Here is a 25,337-nt window from a genome sequence, read left to right as displayed (position 1 = left end):
GTATTTCTTACATGGAGCCTTTCATATTTACAAGAAAGGTAAGTCGATTTATAAAATAACACAACAAAGTGAAAAGGCTTTATACCAACGTATAGAAGAAATTGTTGAAAATGGACGAGAAAATATTTTATGCATATTTAGTGATAAGAATAAACAAGCAGAAATAAAAGGAGAAACATATTTTACTAACGGCTTAAACAAACTGGAAAGTCTGGAAGGAACTTTAGTTATTTTAGGAAGTGCTCTATCTGATAATGATGCACATATTTTTACACAAATACAAAAAAGCAAAATTCATAAAGTTTACATATCATCCTTTGAAACTGATATTGATGACAATATGAAAAAAGCAAAAAAATGGTTTCCGAAAAAGGAAATTATATTTTTTGATATAAAAACAATTACATATAACAAATAGGAGGTCTCCCAATGTCTTACGAAACAGTTATTGAACAAGTAAAAATGCTGCCCGAATCGCTATTAGCGCCGGTTTCGGCTTTTATCAAACTGCTTGAAGCGGAGCAAGGTGATTTCATGGAAAATCATGCCGAGCAAATAAAACCAAAAAACAAACAAGCCTTTTTTGCATTAGCCGGGAAAATTCACCTTGATAAAAATTCTGTTACAGAATTACGCGAGGCAAGTTTAATATGATTTTGGCAGATACAAATATTATCATAGATTTTTGGAATAAGCCTGCGGTCGCTGCTGAAAAAATATTTTCAGAAAATGATATTGCAATTTGCGGTGTCATCAAAACGGAGCTTTTACGCGGGAGTCAATCGGCTGATGATTTTGCACAAATACAAATGTCCCTTGCAGATTTTTATTATTTGAATTTTGCAGAAAATGATTGGGTTGCACTTGCAAAACAGTTTATAACACTTAAGAAGCATGGACTTGTTGTTCCGTTTCAAGATGCTATGATTGCGTTTCTTGCAATAAAATATGATTGCGAGGTTTGGACAAACGATAAACATTTTAAACTGATGCAAACGGCTATTCCTCAACTCAAACTTTTTTCCCCGAGAAAATAAATAATCGCTGCTATTGTAATCTTTGATCGTTCCTTAAAATTGCACAGCGAAAAAATCTTCATATCCCCCTAGAAGAAATTTTACAACATACGCCTTGCACACGAAAGCACCGCACATACCCGCATAAATATATTATAACATCGCATATTTATACAACCATATCATTCGCCAAAAATCGCCCCGCCCCTCTCAAAACAGACCGATTTACCGCACTTTTTTACAAATTTACAACAAAAATTATTAATTTTAGATATCTGCAATATTGCATAAATATACGGTTTTTGCACAATTCTTTTCGCTCTGAATTACCTGAAAAAATCACACGAAGGCGATATCCCTGATCCGCTTCTGCGTTCATACAAGGCGCTCCCTTTGCTTCGGACGCAATCATCGACTCTGCACTTGACTATCTTTTTTTTCGTATTTTTGTTAAAGTAATACGTATAAGCGCCGGCGCACAGCCGTTTTGCAAACGCTTCACAATTTATCGTATCGATTCCGAGGTATCTTATGAAAACTGTCGAATGGTGCAATCTCAACAAACTGGAAAGCTACAAAAAACTTCTTTCGCTGAAAGGAGCCGTTTCCGTCAAAAACGCTTTGAAAGGAGCGGCGGGTGCAAAGCGCATCGCGGACTTTTCGATCCCGATGAGTTCGGGTCTCGCATATAACTACGCGGCAAAAGAAGTGAACCGGCAAATCCTTTCGATTTTCAAATCGCTTGTCAAAGAAGCATCGCTCATCGAAAAATTTTCCGCGCTCTACAACGGAGAAGTCGTCAACACGGGAGAGGGGCGCATGGTGCTCCATCATTTGACGAGGGGCAGGCTCGGCAAAGACGTATTCGACGGAAACGTAAACAAGCGCGATTTTTATACCGCACAGCAAAAGGCGATCGCGGACTTTTCCGAGCGAGTGCATTCGGGAAAACTCGTAAATGAAAAAGGCGAGCCTTATACGGCAGTGTGCCAAATCGGCATCGGCGGAAGCGATTTGGGGCCGAGAGCGCTCTACCTTGCCCTTGAAAATTGGGCGAAGGCGAACAGTAAGTTCAAAATGAAAGCGCATTTTATTTCGAATGTCGATCCGGACGACGGAGCTGCCGTGATCGCGTCTCTCGATCCTTCCCGTACGATTTTTATCCTCGTTTCGAAAAGCGGTACGACCCTTGAAACGCTTACGAATCAAATGTTCGTCGCCGATTTTATTAAAAAAGCCGGCTGCGATCCTGCAAAACACATGATCGCCGTAACGAGCGAAACGAGCCCGCTCGCAAAGAGCAAGGATTTTCTTGCGGCATTTTTTATGGATGATTATATCGGCGGACGCTATTCGTCGTCGAGCGCCGTCGGAGGAGCGGTGCTGAGCCTCGCATTCGGCGCTGACGTATTCGAAAAGATTCTTAAAGGTATGGCGGCTGAAGACAAGCTTGCAACGGAAACCGATATCACAAAAAACGCAGCTCTCATGGACGCGCTCATCGGAGTGTATGAGCGTAACGTGCAGGGCTATCCGATGACGGCGGTGCTCCCTTATTCGCAGGCGCTCGTGCGCTTTCCCGCTCACTTACAGCAGCTCGATATGGAATCGAACGGCAAAAGCGTCAACCGCTTCGGTAAAAAAATCAATTATGTGACGGGTCCCGTCATATTCGGAGAACCGGGAACGAACGGACAGCATTCGTTTTATCAGCTTTTGCATCAGGGAACGAATATCGTGCCGCTCCAGTTTATCGCATTCAAAGAAAGCCAAGCCGGCAAAGACATCGTCGTCAAAGGTTCGACGAGCCAAAAAAAACTCGGTGCGAACGTAGCCGCACAGATCATCGCGTTTGCATGCGGCAAAGACGACGATGATCCGAATAAATATTTTGCAGGAGAGCGGCCGTCGAGCATCATCTACGGCGAAAAACTCACGCCCGAAGCGCTCGGTGCGCTCCTTTCGCACTACGAAAATAAAGTGATGTTCCAAGGGTTTTTATGGAATATCAACAGTTTCGATCAGGAAGGCGTACAGCTCGGCAAAAAACTTGCGAACGCAGTGCTCGAAGATAAAATGGACGCGAACCTCAAAGCGTACGCCGAATTGCTCATAAAGCGATAAAGCCGAAAAACGCGGCGCGTATTTGATAATCGCAAAACGCTTTCGGCGATTGCACGACGATCATTTTCGCCGAAAGCATACCTTTATTTTAAAATACGTTCGAACTCGGCATTCAGACTTTTATTAATTTTCACTTTATCGCATCTGCGCGCCGCTTGAGCGTAACCGTTTTTCCTTTAAGTTCGGCTTTGTAGATTTCGCAGTAAGCAATGCGTTTATCTACGATGCCGAGTCTCACGATTTCGCTTTCGGTCGCGCCCGGCATCCCTTCCATACCGTTGAACAAAAAATTTCCGAGGCTGTAGACGATGAGGCTTTTGCCGTACCATTCGATGGGCTGGAGGACGTGCGGGTGGCTTCCGAATACGACGTCGGCACCCGCGCTGCACAAAGCTTCGTAAAAGCGGCGTTGACTTTGTGTCGGCGTAAAGCGGTACTCTTCTCCGCCGTGCACGTTTACGATGACGAAAGCGCCTGCAGCTTTTTCTTTTTTGACGCTCTCCAAAAGCTCGTCGCTCTGCCACAAAATGCCCGCCCGCGTGTCGGTCGCAGTTGCAGTCGTTTTGCCGTTAAACCCCGAACGTTCGACGGGAAAGGCGCCGCACGAAATGATCGCGAATGTTGTGTCTCCGACGGTTTTATGATAAAACTTTTTAGCCTCGTCCGCATTGCGTCCCGCGCCGCTTGTCGGTATGCCGTACTTTTCAAAAGCGGCGAGCGTGTCCTTAAAACCTTCTTCTCCGAAATCGTAAGCGTGATTATTCGCCTGCATGAGATAATCGAATCCCGCGTCTTTTAAGTGCGGCAGCACTCTTTCGTCGAAGCGGAACGTATAGGTTTTTACCGCATTGTTTTTTGAAGCCGTTACGACGCCTTCGAGGTTTCCGATCGTAATATCGTTTTTTTGCAAAACCGAAAGCGTATTTCCGAATACCGTTTCGAGGCCGTCCGGACGACCGATCAAAATGTCCTGTACGCCGCGCGCAACCATAATATCGCCGACGCTTGCAACGAAAATCGTTTTACATGCGGATGCGCTTTTCGGCGCAAAGACGGCTTCGCAGAGTGCGGTGAATTTTTCCGCATATCTTTTATCGTATGAGACGCACACGGCATAGCGCTTTACGGAAAGTGCATAGCCCTCGCTTCCGGCATAGACGCCGTCAACTGGAAGCGCGCGATTGCCTTCGGGCATTGAAGCCGACTCGGAAAACGAAACGCTCGCATCGGGAGAAAGGAGCGGCGAAGCCGCTGTTCCGTCGCTTGCAAAATCCGCTTTTACCGAAGGGAGCAGTTCCGTTTCGGATAAAAGATAATAAACTTCGTTTTCGCCCCGCTCTTCTTTTGCGATCGGCACTTCTGTCCTTTCCGAAATGCGCCCTAGCGTAACGGGAACGGCACCGAAAAACGAGGGGCGTATATTCTCGCTTTCTTTTATAAAACGGAACGAAGGTTTTTCGCTTTGCGCCGTTTCAAATTCCGCTTTATACGACTCATACAGCGCGTCGGACACGCGGACGAAAAGTCTTGCGGGACGGAACGCCCGAACGATAAGCACGATAAAAAAGAACGATGCGAAAACAAAAAGAATCGCCCGCATTTTTTTATTGCGAAAAATATTTTTTTCGATCGTCTCAAAAAAGTTTTTGACTTTCGATTTTAAAACGGTGATCTTTACCGCAAAAAAATTGTTAATTGCCAATTTGACGGCGGCAAGCGTTCCGCAGATTTTTTTATAAAAACGTATCATTTTATTAATTTCGACAGCTCCTCGTTAAGTTTCCGCATTTCGGCGTTGTTCGGGTCTAAGGCGACGACCTGTTTGAGATAATACTGGGCTTTGCGGTAATCGCGCCGCCCGTAATAAATTTCATAAAGTCTGAAAAGCGCGTCCGCGTTTCGCGGGTTTGCGATGAGGCTCGAACGCAAATCGGCAAGGGAATCTTCCTGCGAAACGTCTAAAAAACTCCTTCGGTAATAAAAAAAACTTTTCATTCGGGAAGAGGATGCCGGCAAACGGGAATTGATAAGCGAAAGCGCCTGCGCACTCCGGCCGGTTTTGCTCAGCACGACAACGTAGGATTGCAATATGTCGTCGTCGTCGGGATTTTCGGCGTACAGCGGCGAGATGAGATTCCACGCTTCATCATTCCTCCCGAGTTCGAGACAGATACGGATGTGCACGAATATGTCGCTTCGAAGCGCCCCGCTTGAAGCGATGAGCGATCTGCTCGAATCGTATGCGCCCTTCCATTTTCCGCTGCGCATCATGCCGTCGATCTCATAGCGTTTCGCTTCCGTATTTGCAGGATCGATTGCAAGCGCGCGCTTTGCAAATTCTTCTGCGGTCACCCCTGCAAGCGGAGCGGCCGTCGAAGAAGCCAGGCGTGCGGCGAAGAGCAACACGTCCAAATCGTTCGGGTACAGCGAAAGCGCGCGTTCTATCGTTTCGGATGCGGCGGTGAAGTTTTTGCTCCATTCGTACTGAAGGCGGGCGCGGAGCAAAAGGTAGGCGCGCGAAGACGTATCCTGACGCGCGTATACGTCGAGGAGAGAAGCCGCACGGATGTAATCGCCTTTGCCGGCTAAAATGCGCGCGCGGAACAAAACGTAATCCAAATCGTTCGGTTCCTGTTGGAGCACGCGGCCGACGTATTCTTCGGCTGCGGAAAAATCCTTAAGCGCGAACGAAGTTTCGGCGCAGAGCTTCAATACCGCGATGTCCGCAGGATAGCGATGCAAAAGCGAGAGCGCTGCCGTCTGCGCTTCCTGCATCCTCCCCAGTCGCTTTAAGCAATCCGCTTCGGCGTATGCGATCTCTTTGCACGAAAGCGCGGATTTTGCCGCGTTCGAAAAATGATCGAGCGCTTTTTCCGACCGCATCGTCTTTACGTAGAGCACGCCGATGAGATAATGAGCGAGAGCGGAGTCGGGACGAAGCGTGAGGGCAGCCGTGAGAGCCTGCTCCGCAACAGCCGCATAAGAAGAAACGTCGTCCGCTTTAACGACGACGAGAGACGGAAGGACGAGCGTAAAAAAATCGACGTTGCCGGTGCTTAAATCGTAGATACCGTTTTTCGCCGAATCGATCGCTCCGAGATAGGGAGTCGCCTCGCTTACGGGCGGCGTTTCCCAATCGGCGCGTTCGGAAAGCCACACCGTTTTCATGATGCCCGAAAGCACGTTCAAAAGTACTTTTTCCGGCTCGGTGTAATCCGCTCCCGATTTTCGCAAAAGAGATACGGCAGTCCGTATGGAATCGGGAGATGCGTTTTCGGAGGCGGCCATCACATCGGGGGCGATACGGGAAAAGTAGGTGCGGCGCGTCCGCTTGGGTACATCGATCGCGGTCGCCCTCCCCGTATCGCCTGTACCCGCGTTTTCCGGCACTGCATTTCCGGCACGGGAAGACTTCTTCTTCGGCGCGGCACACAGAGGAGAGGCACAAAGCGCGCATATCACCGTAACGATAATTATTAATTTTATTCCGTTCGGAAAACGAATACGCACCGATTATAATCCCTTGTCAAAAAAAACGTCGTCATCAACTTCGAGCTCTTCCGATTCTTCAATGTCCTCTTCGACGTAAAACTGATTGTATTTCCGCTGCAGCAGAAAAAGGACGACCATAAAAACGCCGGAAATAATAATAAAAAAAGGGACGAACATGAGGGCGAAACTTTTAAACGAAACGGGAATCGCGCGGAATGAAAAGAGCAAAAATACGATGCCGAGCAAAAGCAGCGTCACCGCCGGAAAGGTATAGGCGATGCGCAGTTTATGCGCTTTGTAAAAACCCGATGCCAAAAGCGCAAGAGAAGCGAAGACGACCGAAGCGGGCCACCATTCGTGCAGCGTTTTCGGGACGACACCGCTTGTAACGAGTCCGAAAAATATTCCCGAAAGAGCGCAGAATATACCGAGGAAAAAGTGAAACGAATTATGTGTAAACGACAGCGTAAAGTATAAAAACACGGCTCCCAAGACCATGCCGACGACGGGCCATGCGGTCATAAACAAGCTGTCCGTCCCGCCCGGCGACAGAATAAACATGATAAATCCCGCGGTAATCAAAAATATCCCCAGAGCGAGGATCATATTGTAAAAGCGCATACTGTGTCTTTTCATGGTATCTTATAGAATACACTTTATACGGCGTCTTGCCAATAAGTCCCGCTCGTGCTACAGTACCGTATGCCGAAAAAAAATATGCTGAAAAAGGTTTCGTATGCGGCGGGAATCGTCCTTCTGCTCGCGTGCATTTTTGCATTTCCTTCGTCCGTGGCCACAGCGGAGCCTAAGCGGAGAGAACAAGCACAGCTTACTTCCCTCCTCAAAAAAACCGATCTTGCAGAGGGCAGCCGATACGCGATCGTCAATCAAATCGCAAACAATATGCTTTCGCAAAACGAATATCAATCCGTCATTTTGTTTTTAACCGATTGGGTGCAAAAGCATCCTGACGACGCATACAATTCGTATTGGCTTTTGATGACCGGTTACGCATACCTTTCGATAGGAGCGGAACCCTTTGCGGAATATTATTTCGATCGCATCCTGCGCCATTATCCCGACTTACTCGTAAAGGGGCGTTCCGTTCACTTTTTGTGTCTTAAAAATCTCATCCGCATCAGCAAAACGTCCTCTACGCGCATCGCGTATTTCAATGAAATGATAAATCGATTTCCGTCCGACGTCAGCGTAACGGAACTGTATTACCGCCGTGCCCTTGAATACGAAAAAGACAGCGAGTGGGAAGCGGCACTGCGTTCTTTTGTACAGTTTCTCGAACAGAGCGACGCTCCGACGATTCAAATCGCGGGAGAACCGAATGCATACGCCGACGCGCGCCGCCTGGTCGATTTTAATAATTCTTCGAAAGACTGGACTTTTGAAAGCCTGGACGCCCTCGTCGATGCGGTCAAAAGCGCGATCACGCGCTACGATTGGAGAGCGCTCGACAAGTATTGCTCAAAGATCAACTTCTTTTATATGTCGTGGACGCAGGACGAAAACAATCCGAACTCGCAAAAAGAATTTTCCCTGCGCGTCTATATGCGCGGACAGCGCATTACGTTCAGCGACACGCTTGAACGGGGGACAACGCCGAATGAAGCGTATTTGCGTACGAGGGGATGGGATCCCTATTCACCCGTGTGGTACTTGTATTTCCGCAAAGTCGATTTTCCGATCGATCCCGACATAAACGGCAACTGGGAATGGGCGGGCATCTACATGGGCGAACGGCTCTTATGACGCGGACATTCCGCTCGTCCCTTTTGTGCGCGGCGTGCGTTTTTGTATTTGTCGCCCGCGCCGCCTGCGAAGATCGCTCATCGATCGACAAGTCGGTAAAACGTTTTCCGGATGCCGCAGGTGCCGCAGCTGAAGAGCGAGTATCGATCGACGCTTCGGCAAATCGAACGGTTTCCGATCCCGCATCGCTCGAAGACGAACTCGCTTCTCTTCCTCTCGTACAAACACTCGATGCGGCGAATGAAAACGACAAACAAAATCGCTTTTCAAACGGTGCGGACAAGAGCCGAAATCCCCCTTCAAACGATGCCGAACGTTCGGAAAGCGCGGACTCCTCAAACGGCATAACGGCCGAAGATGTTGAAGTCAAACCGATCGCACGGGATGAAATGCCGCTTTCGGTCGCATATAAGGAGCTCGACATTCCCGGAGCGCACAGACCGTCCGTACAAAAATACCGCGATTATTATCTTTCGGAAAAGTCGGTCAAATGGCTTTCCGCAGTCCTCGAAAACGGTGAACAGTACCGGCTCTATGTCCGCGAGAAGCTCAAAGAGCGCGGCATGCCCTCGGTGCTCGAATATCTTCCCGTCGTCGAATCGGGCTATACGACAAACGCGAGATCGAGGAGCGGTGCGGTAGGCCTCTGGCAGTTTATGGCGAACAGCACAAAGCCCTTCCTCGTCAGAAACGATTTTGTCGACGAGCGGCTCGACCCGTGGAAATCGACCGATGCGGCGCTCGCAAAGCTCGAGGAAAATTTCAATATGTTTCACGATTGGCTTCTCGCGATCGCCGCGTACAACTGCGGTTCGGGCGCTATGGCGAGAGCGCTTGCAAAAAATCCCGGCAAAGATTTTTGGTATTTGGCGGAACACAAGCAGCTGCGCGATCAAACGGCGCAGTACGTGCCGAAGCTTCTCGCCGTCGCGGACGCAGCGGAAAACGCCGCATACTACGTGGTTGCCCTCCCGTCGGCAAAAGACGAAAAGGGCGAACCCGTCAATCCCCGTGCCGGCCGTTTCGATTACGCCGAAACGAAGGGCGCGATTTCGGTCAAGCGACTTGCACACGAATTGAAGATCGACGAAGACACGCTTTCATCCCTCAATTCGGCGCTCTTCCGCGGCATCACGCCGCCTTCATCTTCGTGGCGTATCCGCGTACCCGAAGGTATGGCGCGCTCGGCTCAAGACGCAATCGCCGCGATCGAACCCTACCGTTTTCAAACGCGCTATACGGTACATGAGGGCGATTCGCTGTGGGGTATCGCCAAGCGTTTCGGCACAACGGTCGACGCCCTGTGCGATGCGAACAACGTAAAATCGAACGCGGTTTTGCGGATCGGAAAAATCCTCTACATACCCGTAAAATAAGCCGATATTTCTAAAGAGGTACGATAAAAAACGCCGTCTGAAATATCGCCGTCGCTTTTTATCTCGAGTTTGCGCGGATGTTTACAGAAGACGTGTGTATGTGGCGTTTCGATAAAAATCGCATGAATACGATACGCTTTATTTTGCAAACTCGACTATTGAACGTGTGCGCGCACGCGCACGGCTAAAAACTTTTTCGGATGTCGAAACATCCTGCAAAAGTTTTTATGGGAGTGCGTATGCAAAAAAGATTTATACTATCCGCCTGTATCTGTTTCGTTTCGATAATGAGCGCTGCCTCGCAAAGCGGGGCGATGACGTCGGTGAGCCGTATCGATTGGACAAAGCAAGAGTTCGTTTCATCAGTTTCGTTCGATACGGTAAAAGCCGGCATATCGCTGCCGTCGGGCAAAAACGCCGCATCGGAATCGATGTACGTAAAACTTCCCGCATTGATTAAAGATCCGCTTTTATCGCTGTACGTCGACAACGCAAAGCAGCTCGGAGATTTGATACTCGACGGTACGCTTACGATGAAAGAAATCACCGACATCGTCTACGGCGGAAAAATGACAAGCCCTGTTTTTAAAGGCAGAACGCTCACGCTCTCCCTCACCGATACGATTTCCGTCCCTTCGATAAGCGGCATACTGCTCCGTCAGCGCACGCCGTACGTACCTGCCGTTCCGATCGAATCGGTCGCATCCCGCGCGTATTCGGGTATCGTTATAGACGCGAGAGGTAAACTTCCCGTCCACGGCGAATACGTCCGAAGCGCCGCATCTCCGTGTTTTTTCCCGCGTATTTGGGATGAAAACATGGATTTGATTTACGGACGCGATATGGTATCCTACGACGCAGCACGCTCGAGCGGCATCGTGCTTTACGGAGAGGCGGACGACGTACGCGCATATCACGAACGTATCGGCTACGATCCGCTGTATATCAAAGCGTATAAAGTGTACGGAAAAAACCGTACCGATCCCGTCATCCGTACCGATGATGCGCTTCGCATTCTCACCGTAGAGCAAAACCGCGCGCTTTTAAAAGAGGGCAAAGTCGTCATCATCCTCGACAAAGGAGAGCTTGTGCACGATGTGAGCGCGCCTCTCAAAGACGATTCGTACTACGCAGCCTACGATACGCTCCGCCGCGAAATCACCGGAGGCGGCGATGCCGAAAAAAATCAAAACGGTTCAAACGGCGGTGTTCCCGACACGAAGGTCGACGACGGACTGAGAGGTATCGTCATATCGATCGCAAATGTAAAGTTCATACCCGATTCGACAGAGCTTTTGCCGTCGGAAAAACCGCGCATAGAACGCATCGCATCATCTCTTAAAGAAATTATTAAAAACAATGACGGTTATACGATACTCGTCGAAGGGCATACGGCCGATGTCGGAAAACCGGAAGGTCAGATGAATCTTTCGATCGAGCGCACGAAAACGATCATGCATGCGCTCATCGCAGACGGCATACCCGCTTCTCTTTTCAGCTACCGGGGTTACGGCGGCATGCTTCCCGCCGCGTCGAACGATACCGAAGAAGGCCGGCGTCAAAACAGGCGCGTCGTCATCACCGTGCGCCCGAAAGACACCTACATACAGAGGGATTATTAATGATGCTGCAAAGCGAAGAAATTATTAAAATAGAAAATCTTTCGAAGTCGTTCGGAACGACGAAAATTATTAAAAATATTTCGCTTTCCGTACACAAAGGCGAAGTGCTCGGCATCATAGGACCGTCCGGGAGCGGGAAATCGACAATCCTCCGCTGCATTACGCAGCTTGAAACGGTAAGCGGCGGCTCCATTTCAATATGCGGGCAAAATCTCGTCAAAGACGGCGTCTATGCGGATAAAGCCGCCCTCCGATCGATAGCGTTGAAAACGGGACTTGTCTTTCAGAATTTCAATTTATTTCCGCACTATTCGGTTTTGCAGAACGTCGCAGACGCTCCCCGCCGCGTTCTCGGAAAAAGTGCGGAAGAAGCGAATTCTCTTGCCGTCGATCTTCTTTCGCGCATGGGACTCGCCGATAAAATATCGAATTATCCGTACGAACTTTCGGGCGGACAGCAGCAGCGAGTCGGCATCGCGCGCGCACTCGCGCTCAATCCGGAAGTGCTGTTGTTCGACGAACCGACAAGCGCCCTCGATCCGGAATTGACCGGTGAAATACTTTCGGTTATTAAAACGCTTGCTGCGGAAAAGATGACGATGGTCGTCGTCACTCACGAAATGGCATTCGCGCGCGACACGAGCAGTCATATCATATTTATGGACGGAGGTGTCATCGTCGAACAGGGCACACCGAAAGACGTCATCGACAGTCCGAAAGAAGCGCGTACGAAAGCATTTTTGGCAAGATTCAACGCATAGCCGAGGGCAGAAAATATCGTACCGTTTCAGAGGCTCTGTATGCCCGAAAAAATAATTTCGATCATGCTGCGATATGGAAAATCAATATGCAATAAAAAATCAAGGAAGCCGCCAAAAAACTGAAGTTTTTGAACGACCCGAATAAAAAACCGCCGCATCGCTACGGCGGTTTTATCGGCAGCAAATCAGCTTACCATTTCTTTTCGACTTTGTCGCAGATATTCGGCTCGCCTTCCTCTTTGGAGAAGAACTTCGCCTTTTCCATATTCGGAACGAAGTTGAGCGTATCGCCGAGACGGAAGTCGGCATTTGCCGACGTTTTGACGATAAGGTTTTGTCCCTTATTCGTAACGACATAGAGGTGCGTTTCCGAGCCGAGCGGTTCTTTGTTCGTAAGCTTCATCTGCATATTGTTCGCCGCGGCAGGCTTTTCCGAAAACGCGACGTCCTCGGGGCGGATGCCGAACGACACTTCTTTGCCGACGAAAGCTTTAAGCTCTTTCGCCTGTGCGTCCGTCGGAACGACTTCGAACGAACCTTCGTCGCATACGATCTTGCCGCCTTTTTCGGCGACTTTGACCGTCATAAAATTCATCGGCGGCGTGCCGATAAATCCCGCAACGAATTTATTGATCGGAGAATTATACAGATAGAGCGGCGCGCCGATCTGCTGAATAAATCCGTCTTTCATAACGACGATCTTCGTACCGAGCGTCATAGCTTCGATCTGATCGTGCGTAACGTAGATCATCGTCGCCTGCAACCTCTGATGCAGAGAGGCGAGTTCGGAGCGCATCGTAACGCGGAGCTTCGCGTCGAGGTTCGACAGAGGTTCGTCGAAGAGGAATACTTTCGGATTGCGGACGATCGCGCGGCCGACTGCGACGCGCTGGCGCTGACCGCCGGAAAGCGCTTTCGGCTTACGGTTCAAATACTGCGTCAAGTCGAGCTGCTTCGCCGCATCTTTTACGCGGCGGTCGATTTCCGCTTTGTCCATTTTGCGGATCTTCAAACCGAAAGCCATATTGTCGTACACCGTCATGTGCGGGTACAGCGCATAGTTTTGGAACACCATAGCGATATCGCGATCCTTCGGCGGCACATCGTTCATCTCCACGCCGTCGATGTACAGCTTGCCTTCGGTGATGTCTTCAAGACCCGCAACCATGCGGAGCGTCGTCGATTTTCCGCAGCCGGACGGGCCGACGAAAACGCAAAACTCTTTGTCTTCGACCGTGATATTGGCGTCGGTAACGGCACGCGTCGTGCCTTCGTATACTTTGCCGACACCCTTCAGTTCAACTTTTGCCATAAAAGGCCTCCCTTGGGGTTATATTATAAAAATAAGTATACGGCAAAAAATACGCGCTGTCAAACGATTTTTTGGAAACGATTTTTAAATCTGAGGGGGGGAAGTCTCCCCCTCGCGCACACTTCGTTGTGCGCTGCCCCCTCAAGCGGGGACACCCCGCAACGCCCCGAAAAGAGGGCGTTTTAATTGACTGTCCGCACCCTCACATTAATAATAGGCGTATGTGCATTTTTCCGGATATTTTTGCGTTTGTAATTTTTTTTGTGCAATAAAGACGAGTTTTTCGGCTGTTTTTTTATCACCGACAAAATCAATGAGTGTTACTTTGCCCGTATTACGATCGATCTCTAATATACCTTTGCCGTATACATCGCCGGAAAATTCATAGGTAAAACTTGCAGAATTTGTCCTTACCCGCCTAAATAGAATCATTTGTGCTATCGTGTACCTAAAAATCAATGAGTTGCGTAAGTACGCTTTTCAGGGAAATTTTCTCGGCAAAGTATATAAGCTGCAAGAGCGGCAGTCTGCGTAGGAACTCTGTCACCCGTCGCTATCTTTTTTATTTCGGCAACCGCTGCTTTTTTATTTATAGTAAGCATACCGTCAAGCGGTTGCATATAATCAGCGAAGCGATACGCATAAGAAACGGGATCGGATATTTCTTTTATTTTCTTAAAAAATCGATATGCGCTCATTTTTATCGCCTCCTGTCAATTATATTTTTTATTTGCAAGCGCATGTGCCTTTTCATAAATGTATCCGTATTTTTTCATTATTGACACTCTTCGAATTCAACGATTTTTTTGAATGATTCTTTGAAACACTAAAAAAAAGTTTTTTAAACATTCTTAATCCGAAGGGGGAAGCCTCCCCCTTCGGAAACGGCGATCAATCTTTCAGCGCTTCGCTTCCCGCAATGCGTCCGAAAACGATGATATCGGTGATGGCGTTGCCGCCCAAACGATTCGTACCGTGAATGCCGCCGACAACTTCGCCTGCGGCAAAGAGGCGCTTAATCGCTCCGCCCGAGACGCTCTGCACACGGGTTTGCGCGTCGATCGCGACGCCGCCCATCGTGTGGTGAGTTGAAGGCGTCACCGTTTCTATATAAAACGGTCCTTCGGCGATCTTTCTGAACGCGCCGGTTTTTTGGAACTTCGGATCTTTTTTGCCGTCGACAAAGGAATTGAATTCCGCAATTTCGGCAGCGAGAGCGGCAGCGTCGATCCCGGCGGCTTTTGCCGCATCTTCCAGCGTGTCCGCTTGAACGAGCAGATTCGTCGCTTTCAGCTGTTCGAATTCTTTGGCGTGTATCTGCGTCATCTTTCCCGCCGATTCGATTTCGCTTCCCCACACCAAATACGCGCATTTATCCGTCTGTGCGAGAATCGCCTGTGAAATAACGTCGCGCCTGCCGCCTTCGTTTACAAAGCGGTGTCCCTCTTTATTGACTAAAACGGCGCCGTCGAAGCGGGAATTGGCGACGTAAGAGATGATCCCCGTTTTGGGATTGCAGGTAGGATAAACTTGAATATAACCCATATCGACGAGCTTTGCTCCGACAGCCTGCGCCATAACGATGCCGTCGCCCTGTGCTGCTTGTATGCACGTCGTTTTGTATTCGCTTCCGTATGCGGGATTGTATTCGACGCGCATCGCTACATTCGCCCCGAATCCGCCGGTCGCCAGCACGACGCCTTTTTTTGCGACAAACGAAACGGTTTTACCGCCGTTTTCAGCTTCAACGCCCGTAACGACATCGTTTTCTTTCAGTAATTTTACCGCCTTCGTTTCGTAAAAGATATCGATTCCGAGCGTTTCGCATTTTTTTACGAGCGCTTCGGTTATAGTATAACCGCTGTTTCCGACGGGTACGCACGCGCGGGGAACCGAATGTCCGCCGAACTGCTGCACGCGCTCCTGCATAAACGGCACGCCGATATCGTCGCGCAGCCAATTGTACGCCGCAACGGAATTGCGCGCCATAATGCCGACGAGTACGGGATCGTTTTTATAGTCGCCGCCTTTCAGCGTATCTTCGGTAAATTTTTCGACGGAATCGGTTATGCCGTTTTTTTGCTGCAAATCGGAACCTGCGACGTTCAAACCGCCGCCCGATACCATCGTATTACCGCCCGCAAAGCCGTTTTTTTCAAGCACGGCGACGGAAGCGCCGCCCTGCTTCGCCGTAATAGCCGCCGTCAAACCGGCTCCGCCCGCGCCGATAACCACGATGTCGTATTCGTAGGAAGTTTTTTCCGCAGCCGGACGCACTGCGACAGCCGCCATCGAAGCGATCGTCTTATCCGACGCGCCGGCTTTTTTTACCGTTTCCTGCATGATCCGCTTGACGCAGTTCGACGATATCGTCGCGCCGGTAAGCGTATCGACTTGAATGCTGTTGTTTTCTACGATAGCGCGGCACAATAGATCAACGGCCGCCTGTCCGAGCCCCTTCGTCTCCGAGCTTTCGACGGTTTTGATGTCGGCTATCTTTCCGTCTTTGATAACGGTTTCCAGCGTAAGCGTTCCGTTGTGCCCGACGGAAGACTCGGTGTACGTTCCGTCTTTTAATTTTCCCGATCCGCCGCACGCCGTAAAAACGGCGGCGCATACGATCAAAAGCGCACATGTAATTTTTTGGTACAATTTCATTGCGATTACTCCTAATGATTGATAATAGAACGTTGAATACGCCGCCATGTTATACTATTTGCCGTAAAGCGACAAGGCGAACGGCAGGGCTGATCGGGAGTACAGTCGATTTTTTTCTTACAGCCTCTCCGCACTTAACGGATAGCCGGCTTTTAAGTCAATGACGGCCTGTCCGGTCTCTATTCGGCAGTTTAAGGCGTCCGCCACTACCGTGATCGGCAAAACAATCATAAGGGGCAGTTTTATCAAATATAAATCCTTTTTCATTCCATTTCGGAATAACATCGACATGCGCAAAGACAGACTTCACTTTATCCGTAAATCCGTTATGGGAAGTAAATACATACTTAATTCTATTTAAATCCAGTTTTTCCTTTAATGCTTTCAAGGATTCGATATTCATTTCACTGTTGCAGTTGAACAGATCAAAAAAACACCATCCGCCGTCTTGATTCAGTGCAATGGAATCTCCCGTAAAAAGCAGTTCGTTGTCGATTAAATACATCAAGTGCCCGAGCGTATGGCCGGGAACTAAAAACGGCTGTATCGTCAAATCATCGACGGAAACGGATTGGCCGTCTTTAAGCAGGTGATAATTGTCTTTTATTTTTACGGAATTTTTTAATCCGAACGGGCCGATTTTTTTACGATATACGGTATTTGTCAAATAATTTTCTTCAATTTCGCCCAGATAAATTTCAGCGTTAATAAAACAATTTTCACAGCGAATATCCAAGCCGCCTGCATGATCCGGGTCCGCATGCGTAAGAAACAGCGCCTGAACCGTTTTAGGATCGATTCCGATTTTTTTGCACCCCGGCAAAAGAGCATGATGATTTTTGTACCCGGAATCTATTGCGATCAGAGTGTTACCCTTGCGGATAAAAAAGATATTGACATCGTATTCTCTTACGCAGCTTACGTTTTCCGTCAATTTTCCGGTTTCCGCAGGATGGAAAGCTCCTTTTCCTCTGTACACTTTCGGAACAACATGAATTGCAAAATAATCCATTAAACTCATAAAACCATCTCCTTTACCGATTATTACGAGGTTAATTGTAAGGCCGATTCCAAAAGAACGCAAGGATTTTATTATTTAATAATTATTGAAAGATTCGAAAAAAAATTCAATTTTTAGAGGAGTTCCATTATATATCCGCATCAAACGTGCAATTTAAAACGCGTTCAATCCGCCGGGTTTTACTTGAAAATGACTGAACTCCATCGAAAAAGACGCCCTGCCCTGCGTCGCCGAACGGAGGCTCGTCGAAAAGCCGAACATCTTCGCCATCGGTGCCTGCGCGTGAACGATTTCGCCCGTCTGCTTCGAATCCTGTCCGAGTATAATACCGCCGCGGCTCGTCATCTGGTTCATCGCGTCTCCGACGAATTCTTTCGGACAGGAAATATCGACGTCCATAACGGGTTCGAGCAATTCCGGTTTTGCGACCGAACAGGCTTTGTCGAAAACCGCGGCGGCGCACGCTTCAAATGCGAACGTCGTCGACGTCAATTCGCTGTAATCGACATCGGTTACGGTGACGGCGGTATCGGTACAGGGATAACCGAATTTGATTCCCGATTGGAGAGAGCTTTCGAACGCGCTTTTCATCGCTTCGAAAATTTCGTCGGGGATATCGCCCTTCTTTACGGTACACGCGTACGAGTTCCCCTCACCTTGAGGACGCGGCTCGACGTGAACCGTTATGCCCGCCGTATTTTCTTTTCCGCCGAGCACTTTGCTGTAGCTTTCGCTCGCGTCCGCGCTTGCGGTCACCGCTTCGCGATAAGTCACTTGCGGAGAGCCCACGCGGCACTTCACTTTAAAATCGTCCTGCATGCGCGTGACGAGTACGTCGAGATGCAGCTCACCCATGCCGCTGATTATCAGTTGACCCGTTTCCGCGTCTTCGTGATACGTAAACGTCGGATCTTCCCGCGAAAGGATCGCAAGCGTATCGTTCATCCTGTCGCGCTCGGCGAGCGATTCGGGTTCGAGAGAAACCGATATGACCGGTTCGGGAAACTGCGGTTTTTCAAGGAGCACCGGCATGCCCTCGCTGCCGAGCGTGTCGCCCGTCTGCGCGAGTTTCAATCCGATAAACGCTGCGATATCGCCTGCAGCGATACTGTCGATCGGCTCTTCTTTGTCCGCGTTGATCCTGAAAATTCTGTTGACTCTCTCGCGCTTTTTTTTGTTGACGTTATACACTTGCGTGCCGCTCGCAATTTTTCCCGAATACATGCGCACAAAACACAGGAGCCCCATATTCGGATCGTGCTGGATTTTAAACACCAAACCGACGGCGGCTCCGTTTTCCTGACACGGCACTTCGATCTTTTCTTCTTTGTCGCGCTTTATGTGCAAACCGACGGCGGGCGGCACTTCATCGGGTGCCGGAAGATAATCGATAAGTGCATCGATGAGCGGCTGCACGCCCTGATTGCGGCGGGCGCTTCCCATCACAAACGGAACGATTGCACGCGCTATCGTCTCTTTGCGTATCGCATCTTTCAGCTGTTCCGTCGTTATCTCTTTTCCTTCGAGATATAATTCCGCAAGAAAATCGTCGGCCGATGCGACCTGATCGACGAGCTTCGCCCGCCATTCGTCCGCTTTTTCTTTGCGTTCCGGAGCGATATCGGAAAATGAAAAAGTTTCTCCGTCATCGTCTTCGTTCCAGCGGATCTCCTGCATCGTCAAAAGATCGATGACGCCTTCAAAATCGCTTCCTTCGCCGATCGGGATCTGGAGAGCGACGCATTCGACTCCGAACTTTTCGTGCACGTCTTCCATCGAACCGAAAAAGTCGGCGCCGACGCGATCCATTTTATTCATAAAACACAGGCGCGGCACTTTAAACGTGTCCGCCTGTCGCCACACCGTTTCCGTCTGCGGCTGCACGCCGTCGACCGCGCAGATGACGGCGACCGCACCGTCGAGCACGCGCAGAGAGCGCTCGACTTCGGCGGTAAAATCGACATGCCCCGGCGTATCGATGATATTGATTTGAAAGCCTTTCCACTCGGTCGTCGTCGCCGCACTCGCAATCGTAATGCCGCGCGCCTGTTCCTGCGGCAAAAAATCCATCGTTGCCTGACCGTCATCGATTTCGCCGATTTTGTGAATTTTTTTCGTATAATAGAGGATGCGCTCCGTCGTCGTCGTTTTGCCCGCGTCGATGTGCGCCATGATCCCGATATTCCGTATTTTATTCAGCTGCATAACGCGAGTATATAGAAAAGAGGAAGAAGGAGCAAGCGAACGGAATGGTGCGAACGGGAACGTGCGGGGACACGGAAATCACGCGGAGCGTATATAGCCTGAATGTCGAAAGTATTTCAAAATAAAGGTATGCTTTCGGTCGGCACGCTGCCGGAACCTCGCTTTACGCGCAATTTTATTTTGTTCCGACAGAGTATTCGCTTTTAATCGCTTTAAATCCCAACAGTGAAAACGGAAAATCATTTTCGACAGAAATTTTCCGTACAGTAAAATCAGGACAATATTTTTCAGTTATGGCAGAAAATATTTGATATTGAGTTTCCGATCCGCTTATGAAAAAATTTACATTGCTCTTTTCACCTAATACGGCCTTAACGGCTTGGATCACACCGCCGTTCAAAACCCCTTCAAGATAGCTTGATCTTTGAAAGTCGGTAGCTTCCGTAAAAAGAAGTAGAGAGCGCACTATATAAATGGCCCTGTTAAAGCCATGTCGGACCAAATTTTTGTATCCCAGCGCCACCATCTCTTTATCAACGGCAGAACCAACATCCGTAAGATTTTCACTGAGTATGGTCTCTTTCTGAATGGCTTTGTATAATTCGCCTGTAACCGTTGAAATGATATTTACTATAATACCATCCTGCAAAATCGCAACCTGCGTATGAGAGCCGGGAAGTACGATTACACAGGAACCTTTCGTCGCAATTCCACAGCTAAGGATACCCATTATTTCCGTCTCTTCCCCACGCATATTATTTACTTGATCTACATTGGAAATTTCTATCTGCAACTCTTTCGGTACACTTTTTATTCCCGGAATAAAAAGTATATCCCGTCTGAAAAAATTAGGTTCAAAATAGGTAAAAACTTCATCGGCAAGAAATTTAAGCGTAATAGGTACAGAAATATACGGAACTTCAATAATACCGTTTTTACTTGTTACCATGCCTGACATCCAAATCGAACTTATATCGGAGTCCTTTAAATGAAGATGTTCGAGCATAGAATTATAAAGCGCGTAGAGTTCTCTGACCAAGAACTGTCTGTCGTTTGTAAGTACCGTATCTTTTGAGCCGACGGATTTTTTTGAAGTGAATATAAGTTCACCTGACGTATTAAGCACGTACATTCTCGTATTTGTAGTGCCCGAATCAAAATAGACTTCATACATATTATTTTTCAAAATAGAATTCTCTTCTTACTACTCGGATTTTATAGTATCAAATCGCTTGCATAAAAGTTTTTGCCAGTTCGGTAAGTTCATTAAACTTTCCCGCCGCAATCAAATCATTTCGTACAATATTAGAACCGATACCGCAGCTGCAAAAGCTATTATCAAGGAATATTTTTATATTGTCTACAGTAACGCCACCGACAGCCATAAGCGGAATATGACTGATTGGACCTCGGATACTTTTTATGTAAGATACGCCCAAAGCATCTACCGGAAAAATCTTTACGATATCCGCGCCTGCATTCCATGCCGTCATAATTTCAGTCGGTGAAAAAGCCCCAGGTACTGCAATCAATCCAAGTCGTTTTACTTCCGCAATAACAGCAACATCGGTGTTCGGTGCAAGAATAAAGTCGGCACCGGAAGAAGCGGCTCCTTTTACCTGTTCCACGTTTAAAACGGTACCAGCTCCTATACACATAACATCTCCGAACGCTTTTTTTACAGCCTCTATCGATTCACATGTATCTGTCATACAGGTTCGCGAGGCTTGGTCAAATGTAATTTCAATACAACGGATCCCGCCGTCAAACAGAGAGCGGACAGTATCAACAATATCTGAAACAGCAACCTTTCTTGCAATAGCGACAATTTTATTCTGATGAATCATAGATAATGTATCCATAAAAAACCATGCCTCCTTTTTTCTGTCGTTTATTCATACGACAAGCTCTTATAATAAAAAAATCATCCGTTACCGATCACAGCATGTTTGGGATTAACGTTGAAAAAGCCGGGACAAATGAAAAAATCAAACCGCATAATATTTCAACCAAAATAAAAGGCATCAACTGTCTTGCAACCCCACCAACAGGTCTGTTGGCAACACCGCATGAAACAAACATACATGTACCAAACGGAGGAGTACATTGACCCATTGCAAGGAGAAATACAACGATTAAGCCGAAATGAACAGGATCAATTCCATATTGAACCGCCAAAGGAGCAAGAATGGGTCCCAAGATCAAAATGATGGAACCGTTATCAAGAAACATACCTGCAATAATAAGCAACAGATTAATCATAAGCAGAAAGACAATCTTGGTATGGCAAACACCAAGAACTGCATACGCGATCCTGTTTGTTATGTCATAATAAGTAATGAGATAAGCAAATACTTGTGCCATTGCAACAAGCATCATGATATTACATGCGGATTTTACAGTTCCACGCATAATCCGCCAAAGTTCTTTCGTAGTTATTTCACGATAAACGAAAACGCATATTATCGTACCATATAGAACGGCAACAGCCGCAGCTTCCGTCGGAGTAAAAATTCCGGCATAAATTCCACCGAGAATAATCAGCGGCATAAGAAGCGCAAAAACGGAGTCCTTCAGAGCTTTTAATACTTTTTTCCCTGAAAATGAATGTTCTTTTGGAAATTTCTTTTTCTTGGCAATAACAAATGCAAGCACACAAAGCATCAGACAGCAGAACAGCCCTGAAAGAACACCGGACATGAGAAGTTTCGATATCGATACCCCGGTTACATTTCCGTAAATAACAAACACAACACTCGGAGGGATAACTATTCCAAGTGTTCCTCCAATTGCCTGCAATGCTGCCGAATAGTCTTCAGGATATCCTCTTTTTACCATTTCAGGGTACATCAGGCCGCCGATTGCAGCTGTCGTCGCAACCGACGAACCGGAGATGGCCGCAAAGAACGTACAGGCAACAATAGAAACAATAGAAATTCCTCCGCTAATCCAACCGACAAGACTGTCTGCCAAGTTTACAAGCCTCTTGGAAAGCCCTCCTTTTGCCATGATGTCTCCTGCCAACATAAAAGCGGGAACGGCAAGCAAAGAAAACGAGTCGGCACCCGCAAACAGACGCTGCGCAACGACAACAAGACTCAAATCAGGATTTAATATAATGGAAATCATTGATGCAAGTCCAAGAGACCAAATTATCGGCACACCAGCCAACAAACAGACAACCAAAACAATAATAAGACATGATGCCGCGATACCCATCATTTTCTCCCTGATTCAATTTTTTCATTTTTATGCAACAGGTCAATCACCGATTCGATAAAACAAAAAAACGCTGATATTGAAGATAAGCAAAAACCTAAAAAAACTATTGAATACATAATAATCATCGGAAGCCTAATTGCAGGACTCTTTTGAATCATACCGACACGAAACAAATTCGTACAGAAGATTGCAATTCCCGTACAAACAAACAAACCGATAAACTCGCGGACAGCAATAAGTATTTTCCCGGGAAATCCCTTTACAAGCGTATCGATTGCGTCTATTTTTATCAGCATTTTGCTTGAAATACACAAATTCAAACTCATCATCAGCATAAAAATAAAGACATATCGGGAAAGTTCCTCAGACCAAGGGAGGGAATGAAATACAACGTATCGAGTAAATACTTCGATGATGATGATTACCATAAAAACCGATAAAGCGATACCCGATAAAGAGTGCATAATATTTTGGAAATTTGAATACGCTTCTTTTATTTTATTCATACATTTCTCCTGGCAGCCGACCGACTGATCATTAGGCCGGCTGCCATAAATGTTTACACAGCCTTATCTTGCCGTTTCTTCAACCAAATCAAGCACATTCTTGTACTGGCTTTCATATTTTTTCTTGAACGTCTTGGCATAATCCGTAAATTCACTGATTTCAGGATATGTTACTTTCATCCCCTTTTCCTTCAGTTTTTCAACAGCATCGCCAGCCTGTTTACGTTGAACTTCACGCTCATACTGCCCTGCTTCAAGTGCACATTCACGCATTATTTTCTTTTGCTCATCAGAAAGCTTTTCCCATGATTTCTTTCCGATAATGAGGAATTGTGAGCTGTATACATGGTTAGTAATCGCCAGATGTTTATTAACTTCCGCAACATTGTTTCCAAGTATCATACTTATTGCATTTTCACAGCCGTCTATTGCACCTTGCTGTAATGCAGTGTAAGCTTCACCCCAACTCATCGGTACGGGATCGGCACCGAGAGATTTCCAGAAATCCTGATGAATTTTATTATCCATGGTACGGATTCTCAAACCTTTAATGTCAGCCATCTTATTTACGGGATGCTTGTCATTAGTCAATACACGATACCCGACTTCCCAAATAGCAAGCACTTCAAGATCAGTAAGACTGCTTGTTTCGTCCATATAATACTGACCGACTTTACCTGTATAGCATGCATCCGCCTGCGCATAGTCTTTAAGGAGATACGGAATATCCATTGCAGCAAGATCGGGCACAAAACTTGAGAGAACGCTCTGGTTAACACTTCCCATGTCAAGTGTGCCAAGCTGACAGTTCACAATATAATCGTTAGCGCTCCCCAGTGTTCCGTTATTATACACACTGATTTGTATCGCACCGTCAGTTTTTTTCTCGACCAGCTCCTTAAACCTGGCAAGGGCAAGAGAACACGGAACTCCTTCCGCACCATCATGACCGATTTTAAAATTGATCGGAGCCGATGAAGTGAGTTTCATATCTTTTTCTTTTTTTGAGCAAGAAAAAGCAAACACCATCATGCAGCAACAGATTACCGATCCTGCATTTCTCATTACATTACCTTTCATAATTTCCTCCTTTCTATTACCATTCCGCGATGGTTCCGTCATAGTTACGCCATATCGGATTTTTCCAATGATGACCGATTTCAGCCGCTTCCAATACTTTTTCTTTATTTACTTCAATACCGAGTCCCGGTGCCGCAGGTATCGAAATATAGCCGTCATTGAACTTGAATACTTCAGGATCTTTAAGATAATCAAGCAAATCGGCTCCTTTGTTATAATGTATGCCTAGGCTTTGTTCCTGAATGCATACATTCGGAGTACAGGCATCGAGCTGAACACAAGCTGCAAGAGCAATAGGCCCAAGGGGACAGTGCGGCGCAACAGAAATATCATAAGCTTCAGCCATTGAGGCGATTTTTTTAACCTCACTGATCCCGCCCGCATGAGACAGGTCGGGCTGGATTATATCCGCATAACCGTCTTCAAACAAATTCTTGAAGTCCCAACGGCTGAACATACGTTCACCTGTCGCAATAGGCGTAGAAGTATGATTTGCAATTTCGCGAAGAGCTTCATTATTCTGCGGAAGGACGGGTTCTTCAATGAACATAAGATGATACGGTTCAAGTTCATGCGCCAAAACTTTAGCCATGGATTTATGAACACGACCGTGAAAATCAACGGCTATATCCATTTTACTTCCCATCGTATTGCGAATGGCTTCAACGCGCTTGCAGACGGCTTCCACTTTTTCGAAGCTGTCAATGTAATGCATTTCTTCTGTCGCGTTCATCTTTACGGCTGTGCAGCCGCTGTCCCACAACGCCCTTACACCTTTTTCCAAATCATCGGGACGGTCTCCGCCGACCCAGCTGTACACACGCAATTTGTCGCGGCATAAGCCGCCGAGAAGTTCATAAACCGGAACTCCGAGACTTTTCCCTTTTATATCCCATAAGGCCTGGTCAATACCTGCAATGGCGCTCATCACTTCGGGGCCGCCGCGGTAAAAACCCGTACGATACATTGTCTGCCATAAATCTTCAATTTTAGAGGGATCCTTGCCGATAAGATAACGGCTGAAATCTTCAACAGCAGCTTTTACAATATCGGCACGCCCTTCAATTACAGGCTCTCCCCATCCGCAGATACCTTCATCCGTTTCAACCTCCAAGAACAGCCATCTCGGAGGCACAATATAAAGGTTCAATTTCGTAATTTTCATAATTACCCCCTTT

The 25,337-nt window shown here is 47.4% G+C and carries 21 protein-coding genes; 8 read left to right on the top strand and 13 right to left on the bottom strand.

Annotation, left to right across the window (positions count from 1 at the left end; all coding sequences use genetic code 11):
• The 4 genes from JSQ97_RS03415 to JSQ97_RS03400 all read left to right on the top strand — a co-directional run.
• Positions 1 to 418: DUF4917 family protein (locus tag JSQ97_RS03415; protein ID WP_205074751.1), on the top strand; the 418-nt coding region annotated here is incomplete at its 5' end.
• An 11-nt stretch (positions 419 to 429) separates the two neighbouring features.
• The gene (locus tag JSQ97_RS03410) at positions 430 to 654 is read left to right on the top strand and encodes a hypothetical protein (protein ID WP_205074750.1); all 225 of its coding nucleotides are present in this window, start codon (positions 430 to 432) and stop codon (positions 652 to 654) included.
• Positions 651 to 1,037 (top strand): PIN domain-containing protein, encoded by a 387-nt coding sequence (locus JSQ97_RS03405; protein ID WP_205074749.1) that lies wholly within the window; start codon positions 651 to 653, stop codon positions 1,035 to 1,037. The genes JSQ97_RS03410 and JSQ97_RS03405 overlap by 4 nt, the downstream gene beginning before the upstream one ends.
• Positions 1,038 to 1,547: 510 nt before the next feature.
• Positions 1,548 to 3,140 (top strand): glucose-6-phosphate isomerase, encoded by a 1,593-nt coding sequence (locus JSQ97_RS03400; protein WP_205074748.1) that lies wholly within the window; start codon positions 1,548 to 1,550, stop codon positions 3,138 to 3,140.
• 130 nt (positions 3,141 to 3,270) lie between these two features.
• Here JSQ97_RS03400 and JSQ97_RS03395 read toward each other — a convergent pair whose 3' ends face one another.
• Genes JSQ97_RS03395 through JSQ97_RS03385 form a run of 3 tightly spaced genes read right to left on the bottom strand, consistent with a single transcriptional unit; the run spans position 3,271 to position 7,268 of the window.
• A complete protein-coding gene (locus JSQ97_RS03395; RefSeq protein ID WP_205074747.1) occupies positions 3,271 to 4,890 on the bottom strand; it encodes a CapA family protein in 1,620 nt (539 codons plus the stop codon).
• A complete protein-coding gene (locus tag JSQ97_RS03390; RefSeq protein ID WP_205074746.1) occupies positions 4,887 to 6,650 on the bottom strand; it encodes a tetratricopeptide repeat protein in 1,764 nt (587 codons plus the stop codon). Before JSQ97_RS03390 ends, JSQ97_RS03395 begins: the two co-directional genes overlap by 4 nt.
• A 3-nt stretch (positions 6,651 to 6,653) precedes the next feature.
• Entirely contained in the window at positions 6,654 to 7,268 is a 615-nt protein-coding gene (locus JSQ97_RS03385; protein ID WP_205074745.1) for a hypothetical protein, read from the bottom strand.
• Positions 7,269 to 7,334: 66 nt separating this feature from the next.
• On the opposite strand from JSQ97_RS03385, the gene JSQ97_RS03380 reads away from it, so the two are divergent.
• The 4 genes from JSQ97_RS03380 to JSQ97_RS03365 all read left to right on the top strand — a co-directional run bounded on the left by JSQ97_RS03380 (position 7,335) and on the right by JSQ97_RS03365 (position 12,155).
• Entirely contained in the window at positions 7,335 to 8,396 is a 1,062-nt protein-coding gene (locus JSQ97_RS03380; RefSeq protein ID WP_239446901.1) for a tetratricopeptide repeat protein, read from the top strand.
• Positions 8,393 to 9,772 (top strand): lytic transglycosylase domain-containing protein, encoded by a 1,380-nt coding sequence (locus JSQ97_RS03375; RefSeq protein ID WP_205074744.1) that lies wholly within the window; start codon positions 8,393 to 8,395, stop codon positions 9,770 to 9,772. Before JSQ97_RS03380 ends, JSQ97_RS03375 begins: the two co-directional genes overlap by 4 nt.
• Before the next feature lie 239 nt (positions 9,773 to 10,011).
• A complete protein-coding gene (locus JSQ97_RS03370) occupies positions 10,012 to 11,394 on the top strand; it encodes an OmpA family protein (protein WP_205074743.1) in 1,383 nt (460 codons plus the stop codon).
• Positions 11,395 to 11,396: 2 nt separating this feature from the next.
• Positions 11,397 to 12,155: an amino acid ABC transporter ATP-binding protein gene (locus JSQ97_RS03365; RefSeq protein WP_239446906.1), complete on the top strand. Its 759-nt coding sequence runs from the start codon at positions 11,397 to 11,399 to the stop codon at positions 12,153 to 12,155.
• A gap of 190 nt (positions 12,156 to 12,345) precedes the next feature.
• On the opposite strand, the gene JSQ97_RS03360 is transcribed toward JSQ97_RS03365, so the two are convergent.
• The 10 genes from JSQ97_RS03360 to dgoD all read right to left on the bottom strand — a co-directional run bounded on the left by JSQ97_RS03360 (position 12,346) and on the right by dgoD (position 25,324).
• The gene (locus JSQ97_RS03360) at positions 12,346 to 13,467 is read right to left on the bottom strand and encodes an ABC transporter ATP-binding protein (protein WP_205074742.1); all 1,122 of its coding nucleotides are present in this window, start codon (positions 13,465 to 13,467) and stop codon (positions 12,346 to 12,348) included.
• A gap of 891 nt (positions 13,468 to 14,358) precedes the next feature.
• The gene (locus JSQ97_RS03355; RefSeq protein WP_205074741.1) at positions 14,359 to 16,125 is read right to left on the bottom strand and encodes a flavocytochrome c; all 1,767 of its coding nucleotides are present in this window, start codon (positions 16,123 to 16,125) and stop codon (positions 14,359 to 14,361) included.
• Positions 16,126 to 16,282: 157 nt separating this feature from the next.
• Positions 16,283 to 17,137, bottom strand: a complete 855-nt coding sequence (locus tag JSQ97_RS03350) for an MBL fold metallo-hydrolase (RefSeq protein WP_239446900.1) — start codon at positions 17,135 to 17,137, stop codon at positions 16,283 to 16,285.
• A gap of 162 nt (positions 17,138 to 17,299) precedes the next feature.
• Complete coding sequence (fusA, locus tag JSQ97_RS03345; RefSeq protein WP_205074740.1) at positions 17,300 to 19,351, bottom strand: elongation factor G; 2,052 nt, start codon at positions 19,349 to 19,351, stop codon at positions 17,300 to 17,302.
• 175 nt (positions 19,352 to 19,526) lie between these two features.
• Positions 19,527 to 20,537 (bottom strand): 2-dehydro-3-deoxygalactonokinase, encoded by a 1,011-nt coding sequence (locus JSQ97_RS03340; protein WP_205074739.1) that lies wholly within the window; start codon positions 20,535 to 20,537, stop codon positions 19,527 to 19,529.
• Positions 20,538 to 20,574: 37 nt separating this feature from the next.
• Positions 20,575 to 21,213, bottom strand: a complete 639-nt coding sequence (locus tag JSQ97_RS03335) for a bifunctional 4-hydroxy-2-oxoglutarate aldolase/2-dehydro-3-deoxy-phosphogluconate aldolase (RefSeq protein ID WP_205074738.1) — start codon at positions 21,211 to 21,213, stop codon at positions 20,575 to 20,577.
• 76 nt (positions 21,214 to 21,289) lie between these two features.
• The gene (locus tag JSQ97_RS03330) at positions 21,290 to 22,570 is read right to left on the bottom strand and encodes a TRAP transporter large permease (protein WP_205074737.1); all 1,281 of its coding nucleotides are present in this window, start codon (positions 22,568 to 22,570) and stop codon (positions 21,290 to 21,292) included.
• Complete coding sequence (locus JSQ97_RS03325) at positions 22,570 to 23,079, bottom strand: TRAP transporter small permease (protein ID WP_205074736.1); 510 nt, start codon at positions 23,077 to 23,079, stop codon at positions 22,570 to 22,572. The genes JSQ97_RS03330 and JSQ97_RS03325 overlap by 1 nt, the downstream gene beginning before the upstream one ends.
• A 63-nt stretch (positions 23,080 to 23,142) precedes the next feature.
• Positions 23,143 to 24,159 carry a TRAP transporter substrate-binding protein DctP gene (dctP, locus tag JSQ97_RS03320; protein ID WP_205074735.1) on the bottom strand — a complete coding sequence of 339 codons (1,017 nt, stop codon included), beginning with the start codon at positions 24,157 to 24,159 and terminating at the stop codon, positions 23,143 to 23,145.
• A 16-nt stretch (positions 24,160 to 24,175) separates the two neighbouring features.
• On the bottom strand, positions 24,176 to 25,324 hold the full coding sequence (gene dgoD / locus JSQ97_RS03315; protein WP_205074734.1) for a galactonate dehydratase: 1,149 nt from the start codon (positions 25,322 to 25,324) through the stop codon (positions 24,176 to 24,178).
• Positions 25,325 to 25,337 lie beyond the last annotated feature (13 nt).

The sequence above is a fragment of the Treponema sp. Marseille-Q4523 genome (assembly GCF_016901105.1).
Lineage (GTDB): Bacteria > Spirochaetota > Spirochaetia > Treponematales > Treponemataceae > Treponema_D.
Note: the sequence above shows the minus strand (reverse complement) of the source record. Positions and strands in the feature narration are given on the sequence as shown.